Raw genomic sequence first — 18,116 nt, 5'->3', positions numbered from 1 at the left:
CGTCACCAATCCGTCATGGAGCCGTCACGGCGCCGGGCGACCGGGAGATAGGCCTGCTCGTACGGATACTGCTCCGCGAGTTCCTCGTTCATGCTCACTCCGATACCCGGAACGTCGCCGGGAGTGAGGTGCCCGTCCGAGAACGACCACGCGTGGGGGAAGACCTCGCTGACGAGCGGGTCGTAACCCATGTACTCCTGGATTCCGAAATTCGGCGTCGCGAGACCGAGGTGCAGACTCGCACCCAGGGAGATCGGCGAGACGTCCGACGGGCCGTGCGGTCCGCCGCGAATCTGGTACACCTCGGCGAGCGCGAAGATCTTGCGAACGTGGCTGATTCCGCCCGCGTGGACGATGGCCACCCGGATGAAGTCGATCAGCTGTTCGGTGATCAGGTGCTGGCAATCCCAGATCGTGTTGAAGACCTCCCCGATCGCCAGGGGTGTGGTGGTGTGGTTGCGCACCAGACGCAGTGCATCCTGGTTCTCGGCCGGCGTGACGTCCTCGAGCCAGAACAGGTCCACGTGTTCGACCGACTTCCCCAGTCGCGCGGCCTGCTGCGGGGTGAGCCGATGGTGTGCGTCGTGCAGCAATTTGAGTTCGGGGCCGACGTGTTCACGCACGGCTCCGAGGATCCGGGGTGCATGGTTGAGGTACGCGTCGGTGTCCCACACTTCCTCGACCGGCAGGGCGCCGCGACTCGCGGGCTCGTATCCGGCGGCGCCCTGGTGTACGCCGTACACCGAATCCAGGCCGGGTACCCCGGACTGCACTCGAATCGCCTGAAAGCCCTTCGCGCGCGTGGCGTCGACCGAGTCGAGCAACGCGGGCGCGTCCCACCCGGTCGCGTGGGTGTAGGAGAGCACCCGGTCGCGGACGGCACCGCCGAGCAACTGGTAGACGGGCTGGCCGAGGGTCTTGCCCTTGATGTCCCAGAGGGCGACGTCGACGGCGCCGATCGCGGCCATCGTGACTGGCCCGCGCCGCCAGTACACGCCGCGGTAGAGGTATTGCCAGGTGTCCTCGATCCGCGCCGGGTCACGCCCGATCAGCAGGGGCGCCACATGGTCCCGGAGATACGACGCGACGGACAGTTCACGGCCGTTGAGCGTGGCGTCACCGTAGCCGACGACGCCGTCGGCCGTGGTGATCTTGAGGGTGACGAAGTTGCGGGTGGGGCTGCAGACCAGCACGTCCGCGGAGATGATCTTGTCGGTCATGCCCGTGATCCTTTCGAGCCGACCGCGGGTGCGACGACGTTGCGCAGTTGCTCACCGCGAGCGAGTCGAGTGATGTTGTCGGCGATGTCGTCGACGCGGCCGACGAAAGTCTGTTGTGAGACTCCGGAAGAATGCGGTGTCATCAGAATGTTGGGGAGTTCGGAGAACGGCAGAGCGCTGGGCCTCCCTCGACCGTCGGGTCCGGGATAGTCGTACCAGACGTCGATGGCCGCAGCGGCGATGGTCGACGAGGACAGTGCGTCGAACAGTGCCTGCTCCTGGACGAGAGGTCCGCGGCCCACATTCACCAGCACACCGTCGCTACCGATTGCGCGCAATTCGTCGGCGCCGATCATGCCCCGCGTCCGGTCGTCGAGCGGTGCGGACACCACGACGACATCGGATTCGACGAGGAGACGCCCGAGTTGGGACACGTCGGCCGCCCACTCCAGCCCCGCACTCGCGGCGTCGACGTTGCCGCGTCCGGTCACGGCCGATCCGGTTGCGCCGAAGGCGCGGAACAGATTCCAGGTGGTCGTGCCGATGTGCCCGAAGCCCACGAAGCCCACTCGGGCGCCCTGCAGGGAGTTCGACTGAGACAGGCGGTCGTCGTAGACCGACGTCGCCCACACCCCGCGCCGCAGGGCCGTGTCCTGGGCGACGAAGCCGCGCCGGAGCATCACCGCGGCCGCCACGACGTATTCCGCGATCGACTTCTCGTGATGGAAGGTGTTCGCCACCAGCACGTCCTGCGCCAGGGCATCGAAGTTGATGTTGTCCGTGCCGGCGCCGGCGACGTGGACGAGGCGCAGCCTCTCGGCAGCCGACGCCATGGACGGTGTGAACCTTCCCCCGACATAGACGTCGGCGTCGCGCAGATCCTCGATCAGGGCGGCCTCGTCGAAGCTGCCGTGCCAGGACAGCTGCGATTCGGACGGAACTGCGGCCTCGAGCCGGGATCGGTGCGGAATCAGGTTGCTATCGGCAACAACGATTTTCATCTAGCGGCTCTCTTTTCCGGGGCGAAACACCCGATCGTGCGCCGGTCCGGCCGAAGCCCGGACGACCAGTTGAGTGGGGAGGTGGATTTCTCGGATATCGGAGTCCGGCTCGTTCGCGCGCTGGAACACCAGGTCCAGACTCAGCACGCCGGCTCGTGCCATCGGCACGTTGATGCTCGTGAGCGCGGGGCTGGCGAGTTCGGCCAGCGGCGAGTCGTCGATGCCGACGACGCTCAGGTCGGCCGGCACCGAGAAGCCCATTGCGCGGACGCCGTTCATCACTCCGATGGCCATCGGATCGTTGTGTGTGATCACGGCGCTCGCGCCCGTCGCGATCACGCTCGCCGCTGCGGCGTGACCGCCCGCGAGGGTTTCCTGCTGCCAGCCGAGCAGACTCAGCTGCACATCCCTGGCCTTGCAGAATTCCTCGACCGCGGCGACCCGGCGCTGGTTCGACCAGGACTGCGGCGAGCCCTGGACATAGGCGAGGTGCTCGTGCCCGAGGGCGACGAGGTAGTCGATGGCCTGGCGAATTCCGTCTTCCGAATCCGCCACGATGCAATCGCATTCGGGTGACGAGCGGTTGACGAGCACCAGGGGGGTGTCGCCGGCGAGCTGCACGATGTCCGATGCGGGCAGCCGTGGAGCGCAGACCACGAGCGCGTCGACGCGCCCCTGCAACTCGCCGAGAACCTCACGCTCACGGTCGGCGCTGCCGTCGGTGTCGGTGAGGAGCACGGTCTGGCGCCGGTGCCACCCCTGCGCCTGGGCCGCCTTCACGAAGCTCGCGAACACCGTGTGTCCGATGTCGGGCACCACGACCGCGACGGTGGTGGCGGTGGGGCGCACGACGTCGGTGCGGGTCGGTGACGCCGCCCGGTAGCCGATCTCGTCGGCGACCGCGATGATCCGTGCGAGCGTGTCCGGTCCGATCCGGTCCGGGGCACTGAACGCCCGCGACGCGGTGGACAGGGATACCCCTGCGCGTTGTGCGACCTCGGTCAAGGTGGGTGCCACGGTGCTACCGCCTCGCTGTTCGATGTGACTGCCGACACACACTATCCACCGGCTTGCGCAAGGTTGTCAATAGTTGCGCAAGGCTTGCAGCAAACGGTGTGCGTCGTGCGTGTTCACACGTCCAGGAGTGACAACTGCCGATCGGATTCGAACAGCGCGGCCCGGTCGAACGTCGACGTCGAGGCCAGGAGTTCGTCCGCGCCGGTACGCGCGGCGAGGGCCTCGAGCGCGACCCTCACCTGCTCGGCGGTGCCGTGAATCGACGACGCGATCGAAGCGTCGACCTGTTCGCGCAGCCGCGGAGTCCACGCCCGACCCCGGATGTCCGCGACCGATTCGAGCGGCGGGAACTCGCCGGTCCGGCTCGACTGCGCCAGCGCCCACGCCTCCGGAAGCAGCAGCTCACGGGATCGATCTGCGTCCTCGGCGATCATGACCTCGAGTGAGACGATCACGTACGGGGACGGATTCCCCGCGGACGGGACGAAGCTGTCGCGGTACCGGTCGAGTTCCGGGAGGCGGGCGCCCGGCGCTCCGAGGATCGGCCCACCGACCACCACCGGCAGACCCGCCTTCGCGGCGAAGTCGAGCCCGCGCCGGGTAGCGAGAACGAACATCGGCGGTGGACTCGTCACGTGAGGCCGGGCCGTCACGGCGCCCTCGCCCTCGAGGTAGCTCCGCACCTCGTCGCGGTCGCCGGCGAACGTGTCGGGGGCGTTACGGTCGCGGCGCAGTGCCTCGCGTACCGGCTTCGTGAATCCCAGCGACCGTCCGACGCCCAGGTCGATCCGGCCCGGGTACATCGCCTCCAGCATCAGGAACTGCTCGGCCACCACGAGAGGCTGATGATTCGGCAGCATCACACCACCGGAGCCCAGCCGGATCCGGGCGGTGCGGGCGCCGAGGGCAGCGAGCAGAACCGGCGGCGATCCACTCGCGATGCCCGGCACGGCGTGGTGCTCGGCCACCCAGAACCGATCGAACCCCAGTTGCTCGGCATGCACCGCTCGCTCGATCGTCCCGGTCAGCGCGGCAGAGTCCGGCGCACCCCGGCGCGTGCGGGACCGGTCCAGAATCGACAGCTTCACCCCCGGGGCAACGGTCCGCCGGCCGACGGTATTTCCTCACCCCACCCGCACTCGGTGGACGAGTGTGCCCGCTTCGCTGACATACTGACCGCCGCAGGATCCACGATCGCCGGGAGGTCAATGGTGAGCAGCACAGGGACTATGTCGTACTCGCTGGACGTCACGTCGCGGTCCGCAGCGCAGATGCGGGAGTGCGCAGAGTTCTTCAGCGAGCCCGAGCTGGCCCACCTGCCCACGGCCCGCCTCGCGGACGCACTGGAGTCGCTGGCGGAGACGGGCCGCTACGAGCACACCGTGGAGGAACTGGAAGTCGGCTCGCAGCTGGCCTGGCGGAACCACGCCCGGTGCGTCGGTCGCAAGCACTGGCGCACGCTGAAGCTGATCGATGCCCGGCACGTCACCACCGCGGACGAGATTGCGGAGGCGTGCTGGGAGCACCTGCGCGTCGCGACGAACGGCGGCGCCCTGCGCTCGGTCATCACGGTCGGTCCCCTACCGCTGGCGGACGGACGCGAGTACAAGATCGTCAGCCCGCAACTGATCCGGTACGCGGGCTACCGCCACGCGGACGGGACGGTGACCGGGGACCCCGCCCAGGTCGGAATCACCGAGGCGGTGACGAAGATGGGGTGGCGGGGCGCAGGCACGCCGTTCGACGTGCTGCCACTGCTGGTCAGCACACCCGACGAGACGCTGCGCTGGTACGAGATTCCATCCGAGCTGGTGCTCGAGGTCGAGATCGAGCACCCGGACTACGCCTGGTTCGCCGATCTCGGTCTCAAGTGGCATGCCGTTCCCGCCGTGTCGAACATGAGCTTCTCGGTCGGCGGGCTGACCTACCCGCTCGCCCCGTTCAGCGGGTGGTACGTGAGCACGGAGGTCGGGGCCCGCAACCTCAGTGACGAGGATCGGTACGACATGCTGCCCGCGATCGCCGAACGGCTGTGCCTGGACACGACATCGGAGCGGACGCTGTGGCGCGACCGCGCACTGGTCGAACTGAACCGCGCCGTGATCCACAGTTACCGGCAGGCCGGCGTGCACATGGTCGATCATCACACCGTTGCCAAGCAGTTCATCAGCCACGTCGAACGCGAAGAGTCACTCGGCCGGAAGTGCCCGACCGACTGGTCGTGGATCAACCCGCCGATGTCGGCGGCGCTGACCCCCACCTTCCACCGGCTCTACGACGCCCCCGACATGGACATCCGCCCGAACTTCCTCCCAGCCCCCACGGCATCAGGATGTCCGATCGCCGGCGGGAGCCTGTAGGACGTCGGCTATCAGCTCCCGCAACCAATCGACGCCCGGCGACGGGAGAGCCCGCCGCACGGTAAAGAGCGAAACCTCGACGTTCGGGATCTCGACAGGGAGCGCGAACGTGCGGACGGGCGAGGACCGGGTGAACAGTTCCGCGACCCGGCTCGGCACCACGGCGAGGTGCCGGGTCTGCGCCACCAGTTCCGGCAGCACCGCAAAGTGCGGTACCCGCACGGCAATGTCACGGCGACGCCCCATCCTCGCGAGGGCTTGATCAGCGTCCACGTGCCCGGCGGCGGCGTCGACGACGATGTGCCGTTCGGCAAGGAAATCGTCCAGGCCGGGTTCGACTCCGATCCGCGGATGCCCGAGTGCGCACAGGCCGAGATAGCCTTCCCGAAACAAGGGGTCGCGGCGCAGATCCGGCGCGTCGATGCGCGGTGTGCAGATGACGGCGTCAGCACGACCTTGACGCAGTTCCTCTGCGGCACTGGCAAAATCGAGCGGCGTTACTTGCACGGCGCAGCGGGGAGCGCGGGTTTCCAGCGCCGCGAGTACCCCGGGGAGTAGTGAGATCTCCCCAAGATCGGTGGCGCAGATCCGGAAGGTTCGGTCCGACGTCTCGGCGTCGAATTGACCGACACCGGAGACGGTCTCGTCGATAACCTCCAGCGCCTGATGCAATTGCGGGTACATACTCGCCGCCAGAACGGTGGGCGCCAAGCCGTCCGGCGACCGGATGAAGAGGTCGTCGTTGAACTGCCGCCGCAGTCGGCGGAGCGAATGGCTCACCGACGGCTGCGTGATGAACAGCAGCTCCGCCGTACGGGTGACGCTCCGCGTTTCATACAGCAGCACGAAGGTCCTGATGAGGTTGAGGTCCACGTCGGCCATATCGGTAATATAGACCCTGTCTATGTGCTGATCGACAGCATTCATTGGACCTATAGGACGCGGCTCCCTACCGTGGTTCACGTCACACCGCGAGAACCATGCGAAGAATGGAGAAACCTGATGGCCGACGTCAGCGAAGCGACCTATGACCTACTGCGGGCGCATGGCCTGACCACGATCTTCGGCAACCCTGGATCGAACGAGCTCCCCTTCCTCGCCGGGATGCCCGACGACTTCCGCTACATCCTGGGCCTGCACGAAGGCGCCGTCCTGGCCATGGCCGACGGGTACGCCCAGGCCCGCGGCGGCGCGGCCTTCGTCAATCTGCACGCCGCCGCGGGCACCGGCAACGCGATGGGCGCGCTCACGAACTCGGTCTACTCCCACAGCCCGCTGATCATCACCGCCGGGCAACAAGTCCGCTCGACCATCGGCCAGGAGGTGATGCTCGCCAACGTGGACGCGCAGTCGCTACCGAAACCCCTGGTCAAGTGGTCCTGCGAGCCGGCGTGCGCGCAGGACGTGCCGCGGTCGATCAGCCAGGCCATCCACATCGCAAACCTGCCCGCGAAGGGTCCGGTCTATGTGTCGGTGCCGTACGACGACTGGGCGCAGGAAGCACCCGCCGAGACGAAGCATCTCCTCACCCGCGTCACAACCACTGCCGGTTCCCTCAGTGCGGATCAACTCGCCACCCTCGTCGACGCCCTCGACCGCGCCGAGAATCCGGTCCTCGTACTCGGACCGGAAGTAGATGCCGAGTACGCCAATGACGACGCGGTCCGCCTCGCGGACGCACTCGGCGCCCCCGTCTGGATCGCGCCGTCCCCGTCACGATGCCCGTTCCCCACCCGCCACCGCAGCTTCCGCGGGGTCCTGCCCGCCGCCGTCCAGGGCATCACCGACGCACTGGTCGGGCACGATCTGATCCTCGTCGCGGGAGCACCCGTGTTCCGGTACCACCAATTCGTCCCCGGCGAGTACCTGCCCGACGGCGCCCGGCTCATCCACCTCACCAGCGATCCCGGCGAGGCCGCCCGCGCCCCGATGGGTGACGCACTGGTCGGCGGTGTGCGGGATGCGTTGTCCCGCCTCGCCGACAGCGTGACGCCGGGCCGCCGCCCGGTCCTGCCGCCGCGGCCCGACATCCCGCAGGCCAGGACGTCGTCCGAGCGCGTGCATCCGGAGGAGCTGTTCGAACTGTTGCGCGGCACTGCGCCGGACGACGCCGTGTACGTCAAGGAGTCGACGTCCACCACCGGCGCGTTCTGGTCGCAGCTCGACGTCTCCCGCCAAGGCAGCTACCTCTTCCCCGCATCGGGCGGGCTTGGATTCGGACTGCCCGCCGCCGTCGGCGCCCAGCTGGCGAATCCGGACCGTCAGGTGATCGGCCTGATCGGAGACGGCTCGGCCAACTACGGCATCACCGCCCTGTGGACGGCCGCGCAGTACGACATTCCGGTGATCATCGTCATCCTCAAGAACGGGACCTACGGCGCACTGCGCTGGTTCTCAACGGTGCTGGGATCCGGCGAGACCCCCGGCATGGACGTTCCCGGGATCGACTTCACCGCCATCGCTGCGGGGTACGGCGTGACGGCCACCGCGGTACGGACCGGCGACGACTTCGTCCGCGCCTTCAAGACCGCCCTCGGCAGCGGAAAGCCTGCCGTGATCGAGGTCGAGACCGACCTCACCGAGCCGTGATCGCCCCACTCGTTCCCACGGCAGCAACGCTGCCCCGCATCGGGAGTATGCCCTTGTCCCAGAACCCGCTGTCCCAGAACACAGTTACCTCGATCGTCTCCAACGCCCGACTGCGGCCGTTCCATTATGGTGTCGTGGCCCTGTGCTCACTGCTGATGATCATCGACGGATACGACATGGTCTCGTACGGCACCGTGATCGTCCATCTGATGGACGAGTGGAACATGGACCCGGTCACCGCCGGTACCCTCGGATCCACGGCGCTCGTCGGCATGCTGATCGGCGGACTGTTCGTCGCCCCGCTCGCCGATCGGTACGGCCGTCGTCCGCTCATGCTCATCTGCGTGACGGTGGCGAGCGTGGCGTCGTTCAGCTGCGCCTTCGCCGGCGCCCCGGCGCAACTCGGCATTCTCCGCCTCGTCGTCGGTGTGTCGCTCGGCGCGCTCGTACCCAACTTCACGGCACTGATCGCCGAGCTCGCCCCACGAACGTCGAAGGCACTGCTCGTCACGTTCGTGTCGTCGTTCTACTCCGTCGGTGGCATCGCCGCCGCGGTCTTCGCAATCAACGTGGAGCCGCTCTGGACGTGGCGCGGTGTGTTCTACGTCGCCGGTCTGCCGCTCCTGTTGTTACCCGTTCTGCTGAAGTACCTGCCGGAGTCGCCGGAGTTCCTCGCCATCAACGGTCGTCAGGACAAGCTAGAGGCTGTGCTGTCCAAGGTCGACCCGGGTCGCGACCTGAGCGACGTAGTGGCCACGCCACGTCCGGAAGTTCGGAAGGCACCTGTCGCGCAGCTCTTTACCAACGGAAACGCCCTGAACAGCTTTCTGATTTGGATCTTCTTCGCGATGTGCATGTTGTTGAGTTACGGGCTCAACACTTGGCTACCGAAACTGATGCAGACCGCAGGCTACGCTTTGAGTTCCGCGCTGTGGACCCTGGTGGTGCTGAATCTCGGGGGCATCGCCGGCGCGATCTTCGGCGGCTGGCTGGCCGACCGCTGGTCCTACCGCAACACCCTGATCACGTATTTCTCCCTGGCATCCCTGTCGCTGGTGGGACTGTCCTTCGACCCGGCCGCCGCACTGCTCAATGTGCTGCTGTTCGTCGCCGGTGCGGCGACCATCGGCGCGCTCGCCATCATCCACGCGTTCGCCGTCGAGTTCTACCCGACCGAGGTACGGTCGACCGGCGTCGGGTGGGCTGCGGGCATGGGACGGATCGGTGCGATCGGTGGCCCCACCCTCGGCGGCGCGCTCCTCGCTCTTCATCTACCGTTCCAGCAGAACTTTCTCGCCGTCGCCGTACCGGGAGTCGTCGGCGCGGTCGCGGTGGCAATCGTCGCCAAGCGGAAATTCCGCTCGCCCCGCACCGAATCCGCGGCACCGTCACCCGTACTCGCGTCCTGACCGACCTCACCGAAAGAAGGATCGACCATGAGCCTGCTCGACATCGACTGGGAGAAGAAGGTCTTCACCGGCAGCTGGACCGCCGCCGAAGGCGCGTTCTCCGAGGTCGTGGAGCCCGCGACGGGCAGCACCCTCGGTCACGTCGGCACCGCGACCGCCGCCGACGTCGCCGCGGCCTGCACCAAAGCCGCCGAGGTCCAGCGCCGCTGGGAGAAAACGCCTTTCGAGGATCGGGCCGCGATCCTGCGCCGCGCCGGTCAGCTCTTCGAGGAGCACGCCTCCGAGATCGAGACGTGGATCGTCCGGGAGGCCGGATCGATTCGCGCGAAAGCGAGCCTCGAGACGCACGTCGCAGCGCAGGAATGCTACGAGGCGTCGGCGTTGCCTTCGCATCCCAAGGGTGAGGTGCTCCCGTCCGCCGACGGACGTCTGAGCTTCAGCCGTCGGATCGCGGCGGGTGTCGTCGGCGTGATCGCTCCGTTCAACTTCCCCCTGATCCTCTCGATCCGCGCAGTGGCACCCGCACTGGCACTGGGCAACTCGGTGGTTCTGAAACCCGACACCCGGACCGCGGTGTGCGGCGGTGTGGTGCTGGCGGCCGTGTTCGCGGCCGCCGGGGTACCGGACGGCGTCTTCCAGATGCTGCCCGGCGGCGCCGACGCCGGTGCCGCCCTCGTCGCCGACCGGCACACCCGCGTCATCGCGTTCACCGGCTCCACGTCGGCGGGACGGAAGGTCGGCCAGGCCGCGGCCGCGAACCTCACGCGGGCACACCTCGAACTCGGCGGCAACAACGCCCTCATCGTCCTTCCCGACGCCGACGTCACCAAGGCTGCGTCGGCCGGAGCCTGGGGCGCATACCTCCACCAGGGCCAGATCTGCATGGCCGCGGGCAGGCACCTGGTCCACGAATCGGTTGCCGACGAATACGTGGCGGTGCTCGCCGAGAAGGCGCGAGCGCTCCCCGTCGGCGACCCGTACACCGGCGAGGTGGCACTCGGCCCCATCATCGACGCGGTGCAACGCGACAATATCCACCGACTGGTGACCGAGAGCGTCTCGGCCGGAGTGTCCCTCGTCGAGGGCGGCACCCACGACGGGCTGTTCTACCGCCCGACCGTCCTCGACCACGTGCAGCGCGACACACCCGCGTTCTGCCAGGAAGTGTTCGGCCCCGTCGCTCCCGTGCTCCGCTACTCGACGATCGACGAGGCCGTCGACATCGCGCGCGACACCGAGTACGGATTGTCGCTGAGCGTCCTCGGCTCGGATGCGATGGCGGCATGGGAAGTGGCGCAGCAGATTCCGACCGGGCTCGTGCACATCAACGACCAGACCGTCGGCGACCACGCCCACATCCCGTTCGGCGGAATGGGATCCTCCGGAAACGGCGGACGAGTCGGCGGCGCCGCAGCGAACCTCGAGGCGTTCACCGAACTCCAGTGGGCGACCATCCAGGGGCCGATTCAGCAGTACCCGTTCTGATCGGCCAGCTGACACCCTGCCCTACTCAGCCGCGGTAGGGCGGGGCCACGCCCCAACCCCAGTGCGGGACGGGTGCGTGCTCGACCACCTCGGCACCGGGGCTCGAGTTCTGCAGCGCGAGTCTGGTCCCCCACTCGACGTATGCCATGAACGCGGAACGGAATTCGGGGTCCGACGGAAGGCCGGCGTCGTCGGCGGCGAGGCTCATCGTTGCCGCGAAGCGGTGCCGCTGCTCCGGGCTGATGGCGAGGCCGATGTGGTGCCGCAACATTCGTTCGTAGCCGCCGAGTTGTTCGGTGTAGCCCGGCGGGCCGCCGAACACCTCGCACCACCACAGCGTCACGTTGCGGCGATGCTCCTCGTGCACTCCGCCGGGGAACATCGGCGACAGCAGTTCGTCGCCCTCCACCCGGTCGTAGAAGGCGTCTATCAGCCGCCGGAACGACTGCTCACCGCCCGCCCATTCGTACAGGGACGGTGTTTCCTGATCACTCATGTGAGCTCCCGATTTCCGTCGTCTGTCCATTACAATACACACCAGTATTGGATTGAAAAGAGGATCGAGCATGAGTGTGGCCGGGCGCAGTCGCGACACCGATATCGACACTCGTGTGCTGAGAGTTGCGGGCCGGCAATTGTCCCGGGCCGGATACGACGCGATGTCGATCGCCGCGATCGCCGCGGAGGCCGGCACCACCCGGCAGGCGCTGTACCGGCGGTGGGCGTCGAAGTCGGAGCTCGCCGCGGCCGTCGTGGCGCAGCTGGCCGACGAACAGTCGGGGCGGTCGTCGGCCGATCCCTTCGGGGATCTGGTCCGCGAGCTGACCGACTTCCAGCGTGGAGTGTCGCGAAGCGGCCGGTTGTCGCTCGTCGGCACGATGCTGCAGGACACGACGGACGCCGACGTCCGCGCGCAGTACCGCGCCCGGGTGGTGGCGCCGCGCCGGCGCCGCATCCGCGCCATCCTGGACCGCGCCGCCGAACTGAAGCTGATCGACGCCGACGCCGATCTCGACGTCGCCGTCACCATGACCACCGGCAGTTGGTACGGCCGTGCGTTGGCCGGTGACCGCCCACCCGCCGACTGGCCTGCCCGGACCGCGACACTGATCTGGCGGGCCGTCGGCGGGGTGCCGCCGACCTGACGCTCTTACTACGCCGTCGCCGCGTTCGTCGACCGCCGGTCCCCCATGTTCCGTGACATCAGGACGCCGATGAGGAGAAGAACGCCCGCGACGGCGATGAACCACCCCGTGCGGTGCAGTCCGTCGTCGCCGATCACGTGACCGGCGGTGGTCTGCAGCACGACGGCCGACAGGTTCGCTCCGATGTACTGCACGGTGCGGTACATCCCGATCGCCGTGCCGACTTCCTCGACGGACGTGACCGAGCTGATCAGATTCTGATTGCCGATATTGTTGAATCCATTGGGAATCCCCAGTACTGCGGCCACCAGGAGGAGCACGACGATCGGGGCCGTACTGCTCTCGACCGACGCCAGGAGCAGCCCACCCACCAGGAGCGCACACGTTCCGACGGTGAGCGTTCGGCGCACCCCGTACCGCCGATACGTCCGTGACGCGAACAGCGTGGAGCCGATGCCGACCACAGCGACGGGCAGCATCGTCAGACCGGCATCGGTGGCGCTCATTCCGCGGGAATACTGCAACCACTGCGGGATTCCGAAGAAGACGCAGTAGAACGCCGTGTAGGTGAGGAGGGTGCGGGCGAGTGTGGCGCTGAGCGCACGGTTCCGGGCCAGGGCCCGAACGTCGATGAACGGTTCGTCCGCGCGTCGTTCCCAGTGGACGAACAGGGCGAACACCAGCGCCCACACGGGAATCAGCCACCAGACGGGATCGGTGGTGAGCGACAGCAGGAACAGCATCGTCGACGAGACGAGCCCGAGGAACAGGACGACCCCGGCCACGTCGAGCGCGTGCAGCAGTTGACGACCGCTGACCGACATGCCGCCGACGAAGCCGACCTTCGCGAACTTGGTGACCGCCACCGCGCTGAACACGACGATCGGAAGGTTGATCCACATGATCGACTGCCAGCCGAACGCCCCGACCAGCAGTCCGCCGAGCGTCGGGCCCAGTGCCACGACCGCCTGGCTGCAGATCGCGAGGGTCGTGATCGCGGTGCGCGGCTGCGCGCCGTGTCGTTCCGCGTACCCGCGAATCATCGTCATCGCATTGGGATACTGTGTGGCGGTTCCGATTCCGACGAGGATGCGGGAGAAGATGAGCCAGCCGACGCTGGGTGCGAGCAGCCCGGCGATCGAGCCCAGCGCTACCAGAGCGAGGCCCCCGAGGTAGACCTTCCGGGCTCCGAGCAGCGCGCCGAGCTTGCCTGCCATCGGGGCGGTCACGGCCGTGGCTATGTAGAGCCCCGAGATCACCCATGTGATCCCGGACGAGGAGCCGAACTGGGCGGCGATGCCGACGATCGCCACCGCGATCATCGACGAGTTCAGCGGTTGGAGGATGCTCCCGGTGGCGACGGAGCCGCTGACCCGGAACGGTACGGACGGGGACTTCTGCGCGAGGCCGGTATCGGCGACGGTCGCGCTCACGAGTTCATCAGTGACTCCTGCTGCGGTGCCGGCTCGGGGGTTCCAGCGAGCCGACGGAGCAGCCGTCCGGCGATGAAGAGGAGGTCGCGCTCGGCGTCGGTGCATTCGGCGGCGAGCGCGGCGGTCAGCCACTCGCTTCGCCGCGACCGGTCGTCGACGAGCGTCTGCAACCCCTGCGCAGTGACCGCGACGATGCTCGCGCGCGCATCCTGGGGGTCCACGGTCCGGGAGACCATTCCGGACTCCTCGAGCATCGAGACGGTCCGCGCGATGGACTGCGGCGCCACCTGCTCGAGATCGGCGAGAGCACGTGCGCTCATCGGTCCTTCCCGGTCGAGGTGCGCGAGGGCCTGGAGTTGCGAGGGGGTGAGCAGGTGCCCGGCGCGCTGGGTCCGAATGCGTCGGTTGAACAGAACGACGTCCTCGCGGAGCTGATCGACCTTCTGGTCCATGTGGCTGCCTCCCTCTCGCTGGTCAGGTTCATTAGCCAGTCTAGCTGTTTTATTTGCATAGCTCAATGATCCATCCACAGCGGATAATGGCCGTTCCGGGGCCGAATTTCATCAGCACTGCTGTCTAATGCGTCGAGGGGAGGCGTCGCGCGCTCGAATTCCTGCAGGTGGGGCGGGCTGGGCACGCGTCTCACAGGAAACTCCGAGGCTATCGCTGGCAGTATGAGGACGGCGAGCGCTGATCCCAGATCCGAAAGAAGGTGGTCGTGACTCTTCGCACACGGACAGCCGGCATTGTTGCGGTGGTGGCCCTGACGTTCCTGGCCACGGCGTGCACCATCGGAGACACCGGCACGTCGGAACCCCCGACCACGTCACAGTCCGCGCCCGCCTCGATTGCCGTCCCCGCTGCCGACGGGGCGCCGATCAATCCGACCACCCCGATCGTGGTCACCGCGACAGGCGGCCGGCTGACCGCCGTGACCGTCACGAATCCCGCGGCGCAGAACACGCCGGTCGCCGGGAGTCTCACGCCCGACGGCACGAACTGGACGAGCAGCCAACCGCTGGGCTACGGGTCCACGTACACAGTCGTCGCCGACGCGGTCAACCCCGACGGCGCCCCGAGCGAGCAGACCTTCACCGTCACGACGTTGACGCCCGGCACCACCGCCTACGCGAACGTCGTCCCGGCACCCGAAGTCGTCGCCGACACCGGTATCGGCGTCGGCCAGCCGATGGTCTTCCAATTCACCGCACCGGTCGTGAACAAGGCCGAGGTGCAGCAGCGGCTGCATGTGACGACGACACCGCCGCAGCCCGGCGCCTGGTATTGGACCGACGACCAGAACGCGCACTATCGCGCGGCGGGATATTGGGCGCCCGGTACCAAGATCCACATCGAGGCCGACGTGTACGGCGTCGATCTGGGCGACGGCGTCTTCGGCGCCGAGAACAACTCCGCCGACTACACCGTGCACGACTCGTGGGTGGCCAAGGCGGACGGGGCGAGCAAAATGCTCACCGTTTTCCACAACGGCGTCCAGGAGAACGCGATGCCGATGAGTCTCGGCACACCCGACCACCCCTCGCACGAGGGTCCGCACGTGATCTCCGACAAGCAGCAGAGCATCATCATGGACTCCTGCACGTACGGGGTCTGCGCCGGCGATCCCGACTACTACCGCGAAAAGGTCGATCTCAACCTGCGGATCTCCAACGACGGCGAGTTCGTCCACTCGGCGCCGTGGTCGGTGGGCGATCAGGGCAGCAGCAACGTCTCCCACGGCTGCGTCAACCTGGCACCCGCCAACGCCCAGTGGATGTTCGACCATTTCGGTATCGGCGACGTCGTCGAGATCACCAACTCGGGCGGACCGCTCCTGCCCGTGTGGGACACGTACGGTGACTGGGAGGTCCCGTGGGATCAGTGGCAGGCAGGTAACGCAACGGGATAGGAGGCGCTCGTGAATTCACCATCCGCGGAATGTGTCGCGCAGTTGAAGGCGGTTCTCCCACACCGGGTTCATCTGCCGGACACCGACGACTACCGCACCGCGCTGGGCAGAGTGTTCTTTCCCGAGGCCGCGAGACGCCGTCCGTCCTGCGTCGTCGAACCGGTGTCCGTGGAGGAGGTCTCCACCGTCATGAGGGTCGCACACCGGACGGGCGGCACCGTCACCGTCCGCGGCGGCGGGCTGAGTTCCAACTGCGTCGCCGACGACGCCGTCATGCTCGACCTGTCGGCGCACCTGCACACGGCGAAACCCGAAGACGACCGGGTGGTCGTCGCCGGCGGCGCCACCGTGGGAACCATGCTGGACGTCCTCGCACCCACCGGCCGGGTGGTGCCGGTGGGGATCGTGGGCCACGCCGGCTTCGGACTCGTCACTCGCGGCGGCGTCGGATACCTCACGCGCAGTCTCGGATTGACGGTCGATCAGCTCGTCGAGGCCGAACTGGTGCTTCCGTCCGGCGAGGTCGTCCACCTGTCCGATGCCAGCACCGGCGACGAGGCGGACCTGTGGTGGGCGGTCCGAGGTTGCGCACCGTGCTTCGGCGTCGTGACGTCGGCGGTGCTGCGCACACACCCGGTGGGTCCGGTGTGGGTCGACCGGATGGTGCTCGGACTCGAAGCGCTCGCCACCTACTTCCGCGTCGCACCGACGCTTCCGCGGGACACGACGATGGGCGCGGTACTCGGTTACAGCGCACTGTCTTCCGACGAACCCGTCCTCTTCGTGTACACCGCGTGCGCGAGCGGGGACGAATCCGCCATCGACCGCGCCCGGGCCGCCGCCGCCACGGTCGCCGACGTGTCGGGCACCGTGCTGTACCGATCCGAGACGTCCGGCACGTACCTCACCGGGCTACCCGAATTCGCGCCACCCGGCGCCGACGGCGAAGAGCCCGAACCGATCCGGCTGCCCGAATCGGGCGAGCGCCGAGGGTCGTTCTTCGGGAAGGCCGTCTTCACCGGACCGACCCTCGACTCCGAACTCGCGGAGGCCCTGGCCACCCAGATCCGTGGAGCGCCGACGCGGGAATGTCGTATCGACTTCCAGCACACCGGCGGTGCCCTCGCCGACGTCGGTGACGGCGACACCGCATTCTGGGGCCGAAGCGGCGAGTGGAACATCCCGCTCAACGCCATCTGGTCCGACCCCTACGACGGCGCCGCCTGCCTGTCGTGGGCGGGCGGCACCCTCGACGCGCTCGCACCCCACACGATCGGCGTCTACAGCGTCGAAGTCCGGCCCGGCTTCCCCGAGACCGGCGCCGAGATCGACGCGGCCTACGGCGGAAACCTTCGCCGACTGCGCGAACTGCGGCAGAGGCACGATCCGATGGGGGTGCTGACGCACTATCCGCTCTAGGACATGTCCTAGTCGCCGATCCGCTCCCCCGTCTCCGGGTGGAACAGGTGGACCGCTCCGTCCCGCTTGTGCAGGGACACTGTGTCGGCCAGCCGCGCGGGGGTGCGGGTCAGTGACCGGGCGGTCAGTTGCGTACCGTCACCGGCGATGTGGGTGTGGACGTAGGATTCACTCCCGAGTTCCTCGACCAGGTCCACGATCACCTCGATGCCACCGTCCCCGGTCGACAACTCCAGTTGCTCGGGGCGCACACCGACCGTGACGGTCTCCAGTCCGGCCGCGTGCAGCGCCGACAGCTGGTCGCGCTCGAGCGCGAGCGTCGAGTTCCCCAGGCGCACGCCGTCGCTGACGATGGGCATGGTCATCAGATTCATGGCGGGCGAACCGATGAAGCCGGCGACGAACGCGTTCTTCGGGCGATCGTAGAGTTCGGTGGGAGCCGAGAACTGCTGCAGCTTGCCGTTCTTGAGGACTGCCACCCGGTCGCCCATGGTCATCGCCTCGACCTGGTCGTGGGTGACGTACACGGTGGTGGTGCCGAGCCGGCGCTGCAACGCCGCGATCTGCGTGCGGGTCTGGACGCGCAGCTTGGCGTCGAGGTTCGACAGCGGCTCGTCCATGCAGAACACCTGCGGCTCCCGCACGATCGCTCGACCCATCGCGACGCGCTGGCGCTGACCGCCGGACAGCTTGCCGGGCTTGCGGTCGAGGTAGTCGGTCAGGTCGAGCAGCTTGGCGGCATCGGCCACCTTCTTCTTCCGTTCCTCCACACCGACTCCGCGCATCTTCAGAGCGAAGCCCATGTTCTCGCCCACCGTCTTGTTGGGATAGAGGGCGTAGTTCTGGAACACCATCGCGATGTCACGGTCCTTCGACGGCACACCCACCATGTCCTTGCCACCGATCTCGATGGTGCCTTCGTCGATGTCCTCGAGGCCGGCGAGCATCCGCAGTGCGGTGCTCTTGCCGGAACCCGACGGGCCGACGAGGACGATGAACTCGCCGTCTTCGATGTCGAGGTCGAGAGTATCGACCGCCAGCGTGTCGGCGTTCTCGTAGATGCAGGATGCGCCCTTGTACGCGATGTCAGCCATGATTGCTCCTCTTGTGGGTACCGAAGTCGGGGGAA

16 protein-coding genes are annotated in these 18,116 nt (G+C 67.6%); 7 read left to right on the top strand and 9 right to left on the bottom strand.

Annotated elements, in window-relative coordinates; genetic code table 11:
* Positions 1–2: 2 nt before the first annotated feature.
* The 4 genes from manD to CJ177_RS13650 all read right to left on the bottom strand — a co-directional run bounded on the left by manD (position 3) and on the right by CJ177_RS13650 (position 4,326).
* A complete protein-coding gene (manD, locus tag CJ177_RS13665) occupies positions 3–1,220 on the bottom strand; it encodes a D-mannonate dehydratase ManD (protein ID WP_095867918.1) in 1,218 nt (405 codons plus the stop codon).
* Positions 1,217–2,221, bottom strand: coding sequence for a 2-hydroxyacid dehydrogenase (locus CJ177_RS13660; RefSeq protein WP_095867917.1), 1,005 nt, complete (start codon positions 2,219–2,221; stop codon positions 1,217–1,219). The genes manD and CJ177_RS13660 overlap by 4 nt, the downstream gene beginning before the upstream one ends.
* Positions 2,222–3,238, bottom strand: a complete 1,017-nt coding sequence (locus CJ177_RS13655; protein WP_005250920.1) for a LacI family DNA-binding transcriptional regulator — start codon at positions 3,236–3,238, stop codon at positions 2,222–2,224. It abuts the gene before it with no gap.
* A 113-nt stretch (positions 3,239–3,351) separates the two neighbouring features.
* Entirely contained in the window at positions 3,352–4,326 is a 975-nt protein-coding gene (locus tag CJ177_RS13650) for an LLM class flavin-dependent oxidoreductase (protein ID WP_095867916.1), read from the bottom strand.
* A 141-nt stretch (positions 4,327–4,467) separates the two neighbouring features.
* Between CJ177_RS13650 and CJ177_RS13645 the strand changes: the two genes are divergently transcribed.
* A complete protein-coding gene (locus tag CJ177_RS13645; protein WP_025433304.1) occupies positions 4,468–5,598 on the top strand; it encodes a nitric oxide synthase oxygenase in 1,131 nt (376 codons plus the stop codon).
* Here the strand turns inward: CJ177_RS13645 and CJ177_RS13640 are convergent.
* The gene (locus CJ177_RS13640; RefSeq protein ID WP_061046146.1) at positions 5,566–6,480 is read right to left on the bottom strand and encodes a LysR family transcriptional regulator; all 915 of its coding nucleotides are present in this window, start codon (positions 6,478–6,480) and stop codon (positions 5,566–5,568) included. The genes CJ177_RS13645 and CJ177_RS13640 overlap by 33 nt on opposite strands.
* A gap of 120 nt (positions 6,481–6,600) precedes the next feature.
* Here CJ177_RS13640 and mdlC point away from each other — a divergent pair, with 120 nt between their 5' ends.
* Genes mdlC through CJ177_RS13625 form a run of 3 tightly spaced genes read left to right on the top strand, consistent with a single transcriptional unit; the run spans position 6,601 to position 11,081 of the window.
* On the top strand, positions 6,601–8,187 hold the full coding sequence (mdlC, locus tag CJ177_RS13635) for a benzoylformate decarboxylase (protein WP_095867915.1): 1,587 nt from the start codon (positions 6,601–6,603) through the stop codon (positions 8,185–8,187).
* Between the two features lie 47 nt (positions 8,188–8,234).
* Entirely contained in the window at positions 8,235–9,596 is a 1,362-nt protein-coding gene (locus CJ177_RS13630) for an aromatic acid/H+ symport family MFS transporter (RefSeq protein WP_082764969.1), read from the top strand.
* A 27-nt stretch (positions 9,597–9,623) separates the two neighbouring features.
* The gene (locus tag CJ177_RS13625; protein ID WP_095867914.1) at positions 9,624–11,081 is read left to right on the top strand and encodes an aldehyde dehydrogenase family protein; all 1,458 of its coding nucleotides are present in this window, start codon (positions 9,624–9,626) and stop codon (positions 11,079–11,081) included.
* A gap of 25 nt (positions 11,082–11,106) precedes the next feature.
* Here CJ177_RS13625 and CJ177_RS13620 read toward each other — a convergent pair whose 3' ends face one another.
* Positions 11,107–11,577: a group II truncated hemoglobin gene (locus CJ177_RS13620; RefSeq protein WP_095867913.1), complete on the bottom strand. Its 471-nt coding sequence runs from the start codon at positions 11,575–11,577 to the stop codon at positions 11,107–11,109.
* A gap of 70 nt (positions 11,578–11,647) precedes the next feature.
* Here CJ177_RS13620 and CJ177_RS13615 point away from each other — a divergent pair, with 70 nt between their 5' ends.
* Positions 11,648–12,226: a TetR/AcrR family transcriptional regulator gene (locus CJ177_RS13615; protein WP_095867912.1), complete on the top strand. Its 579-nt coding sequence runs from the start codon at positions 11,648–11,650 to the stop codon at positions 12,224–12,226.
* A gap of 8 nt (positions 12,227–12,234) precedes the next feature.
* Here CJ177_RS13615 and CJ177_RS13610 read toward each other — a convergent pair whose 3' ends face one another.
* Both CJ177_RS13610 and CJ177_RS13605 read right to left on the bottom strand, forming a co-directional pair.
* Positions 12,235–13,659: an MFS transporter gene (locus tag CJ177_RS13610; RefSeq protein ID WP_005250911.1), complete on the bottom strand. Its 1,425-nt coding sequence runs from the start codon at positions 13,657–13,659 to the stop codon at positions 12,235–12,237.
* The gene (locus CJ177_RS13605) at positions 13,656–14,111 is read right to left on the bottom strand and encodes a MarR family winged helix-turn-helix transcriptional regulator (RefSeq protein WP_005250910.1); all 456 of its coding nucleotides are present in this window, start codon (positions 14,109–14,111) and stop codon (positions 13,656–13,658) included. Before CJ177_RS13605 ends, CJ177_RS13610 begins: the two co-directional genes overlap by 4 nt.
* 260 nt (positions 14,112–14,371) lie before the next feature.
* Here CJ177_RS13605 and CJ177_RS13600 point away from each other — a divergent pair, with 260 nt between their 5' ends.
* Positions 14,372–15,568, top strand: coding sequence for an Ig-like domain-containing protein (locus CJ177_RS13600; RefSeq protein WP_005250909.1), 1,197 nt, complete (start codon positions 14,372–14,374; stop codon positions 15,566–15,568).
* Between the two features lie 9 nt (positions 15,569–15,577).
* Positions 15,578–16,987 (top strand): FAD-binding protein, encoded by a 1,410-nt coding sequence (locus CJ177_RS13595; RefSeq protein WP_095867911.1) that lies wholly within the window; start codon positions 15,578–15,580, stop codon positions 16,985–16,987.
* Positions 16,988–16,995: 8 nt separating this feature from the next.
* Here CJ177_RS13595 and CJ177_RS13590 read toward each other — a convergent pair whose 3' ends face one another.
* On the bottom strand, positions 16,996–18,081 hold the full coding sequence (locus tag CJ177_RS13590) for an ABC transporter ATP-binding protein (RefSeq protein WP_095867910.1): 1,086 nt from the start codon (positions 18,079–18,081) through the stop codon (positions 16,996–16,998).
* Positions 18,082–18,116 lie beyond the last annotated feature (35 nt).

It is taken from the genome of Rhodococcus sp. ACPA1 (assembly GCF_002300195.1).
Classification (GTDB): Bacteria; Actinomycetota; Actinomycetes; order Mycobacteriales; family Mycobacteriaceae; genus Rhodococcus_F; species Rhodococcus_F opacus.
This window is presented reverse-complemented; position numbering and strand designations above follow the sequence as displayed.

Excerpts from the sequence above, each read along its gene's own strand:
- CJ177_RS13645 (WP_025433304.1), top strand. The coding sequence starts at position 4,468 with ATGTCGTACTCGCTGGACGTCACGTCGCGGTCCGCAGCGCAGATGCGG.
- CJ177_RS13630 (WP_082764969.1), top strand. The coding sequence starts at position 8,235 with ATGCCCTTGTCCCAGAACCCGCTGTCCCAGAACACAGTTACCTCGATC.
- CJ177_RS13615 (WP_095867912.1), top strand. The coding sequence starts at position 11,648 with ATGAGTGTGGCCGGGCGCAGTCGCGACACCGATATCGACACTCGTGTG.
- CJ177_RS13640 (WP_061046146.1), bottom strand. The coding sequence starts at position 6,480 with ATGGCCGACGTGGACCTCAACCTCATCAGGACCTTCGTGCTGCTGTAT.
- manD (WP_095867918.1), bottom strand. The coding sequence starts at position 1,220 with ATGACCGACAAGATCATCTCCGCGGACGTGCTGGTCTGCAGCCCCACC.
- CJ177_RS13590 (WP_095867910.1), bottom strand. The coding sequence starts at position 18,081 with ATGGCTGACATCGCGTACAAGGGCGCATCCTGCATCTACGAGAACGCC.
- CJ177_RS13660 (WP_095867917.1), bottom strand. The coding sequence starts at position 2,221 with ATGAAAATCGTTGTTGCCGATAGCAACCTGATTCCGCACCGATCCCGG.
- CJ177_RS13625 (WP_095867914.1), top strand. The coding sequence starts at position 9,624 with ATGAGCCTGCTCGACATCGACTGGGAGAAGAAGGTCTTCACCGGCAGC.
- CJ177_RS13605 (WP_005250910.1), bottom strand. The coding sequence starts at position 14,111 with ATGGACCAGAAGGTCGATCAGCTCCGCGAGGACGTCGTTCTGTTCAAC.
- mdlC (WP_095867915.1), top strand. The coding sequence starts at position 6,601 with ATGGCCGACGTCAGCGAAGCGACCTATGACCTACTGCGGGCGCATGGC.
- CJ177_RS13620 (WP_095867913.1), bottom strand. The coding sequence starts at position 11,577 with ATGAGTGATCAGGAAACACCGTCCCTGTACGAATGGGCGGGCGGTGAG.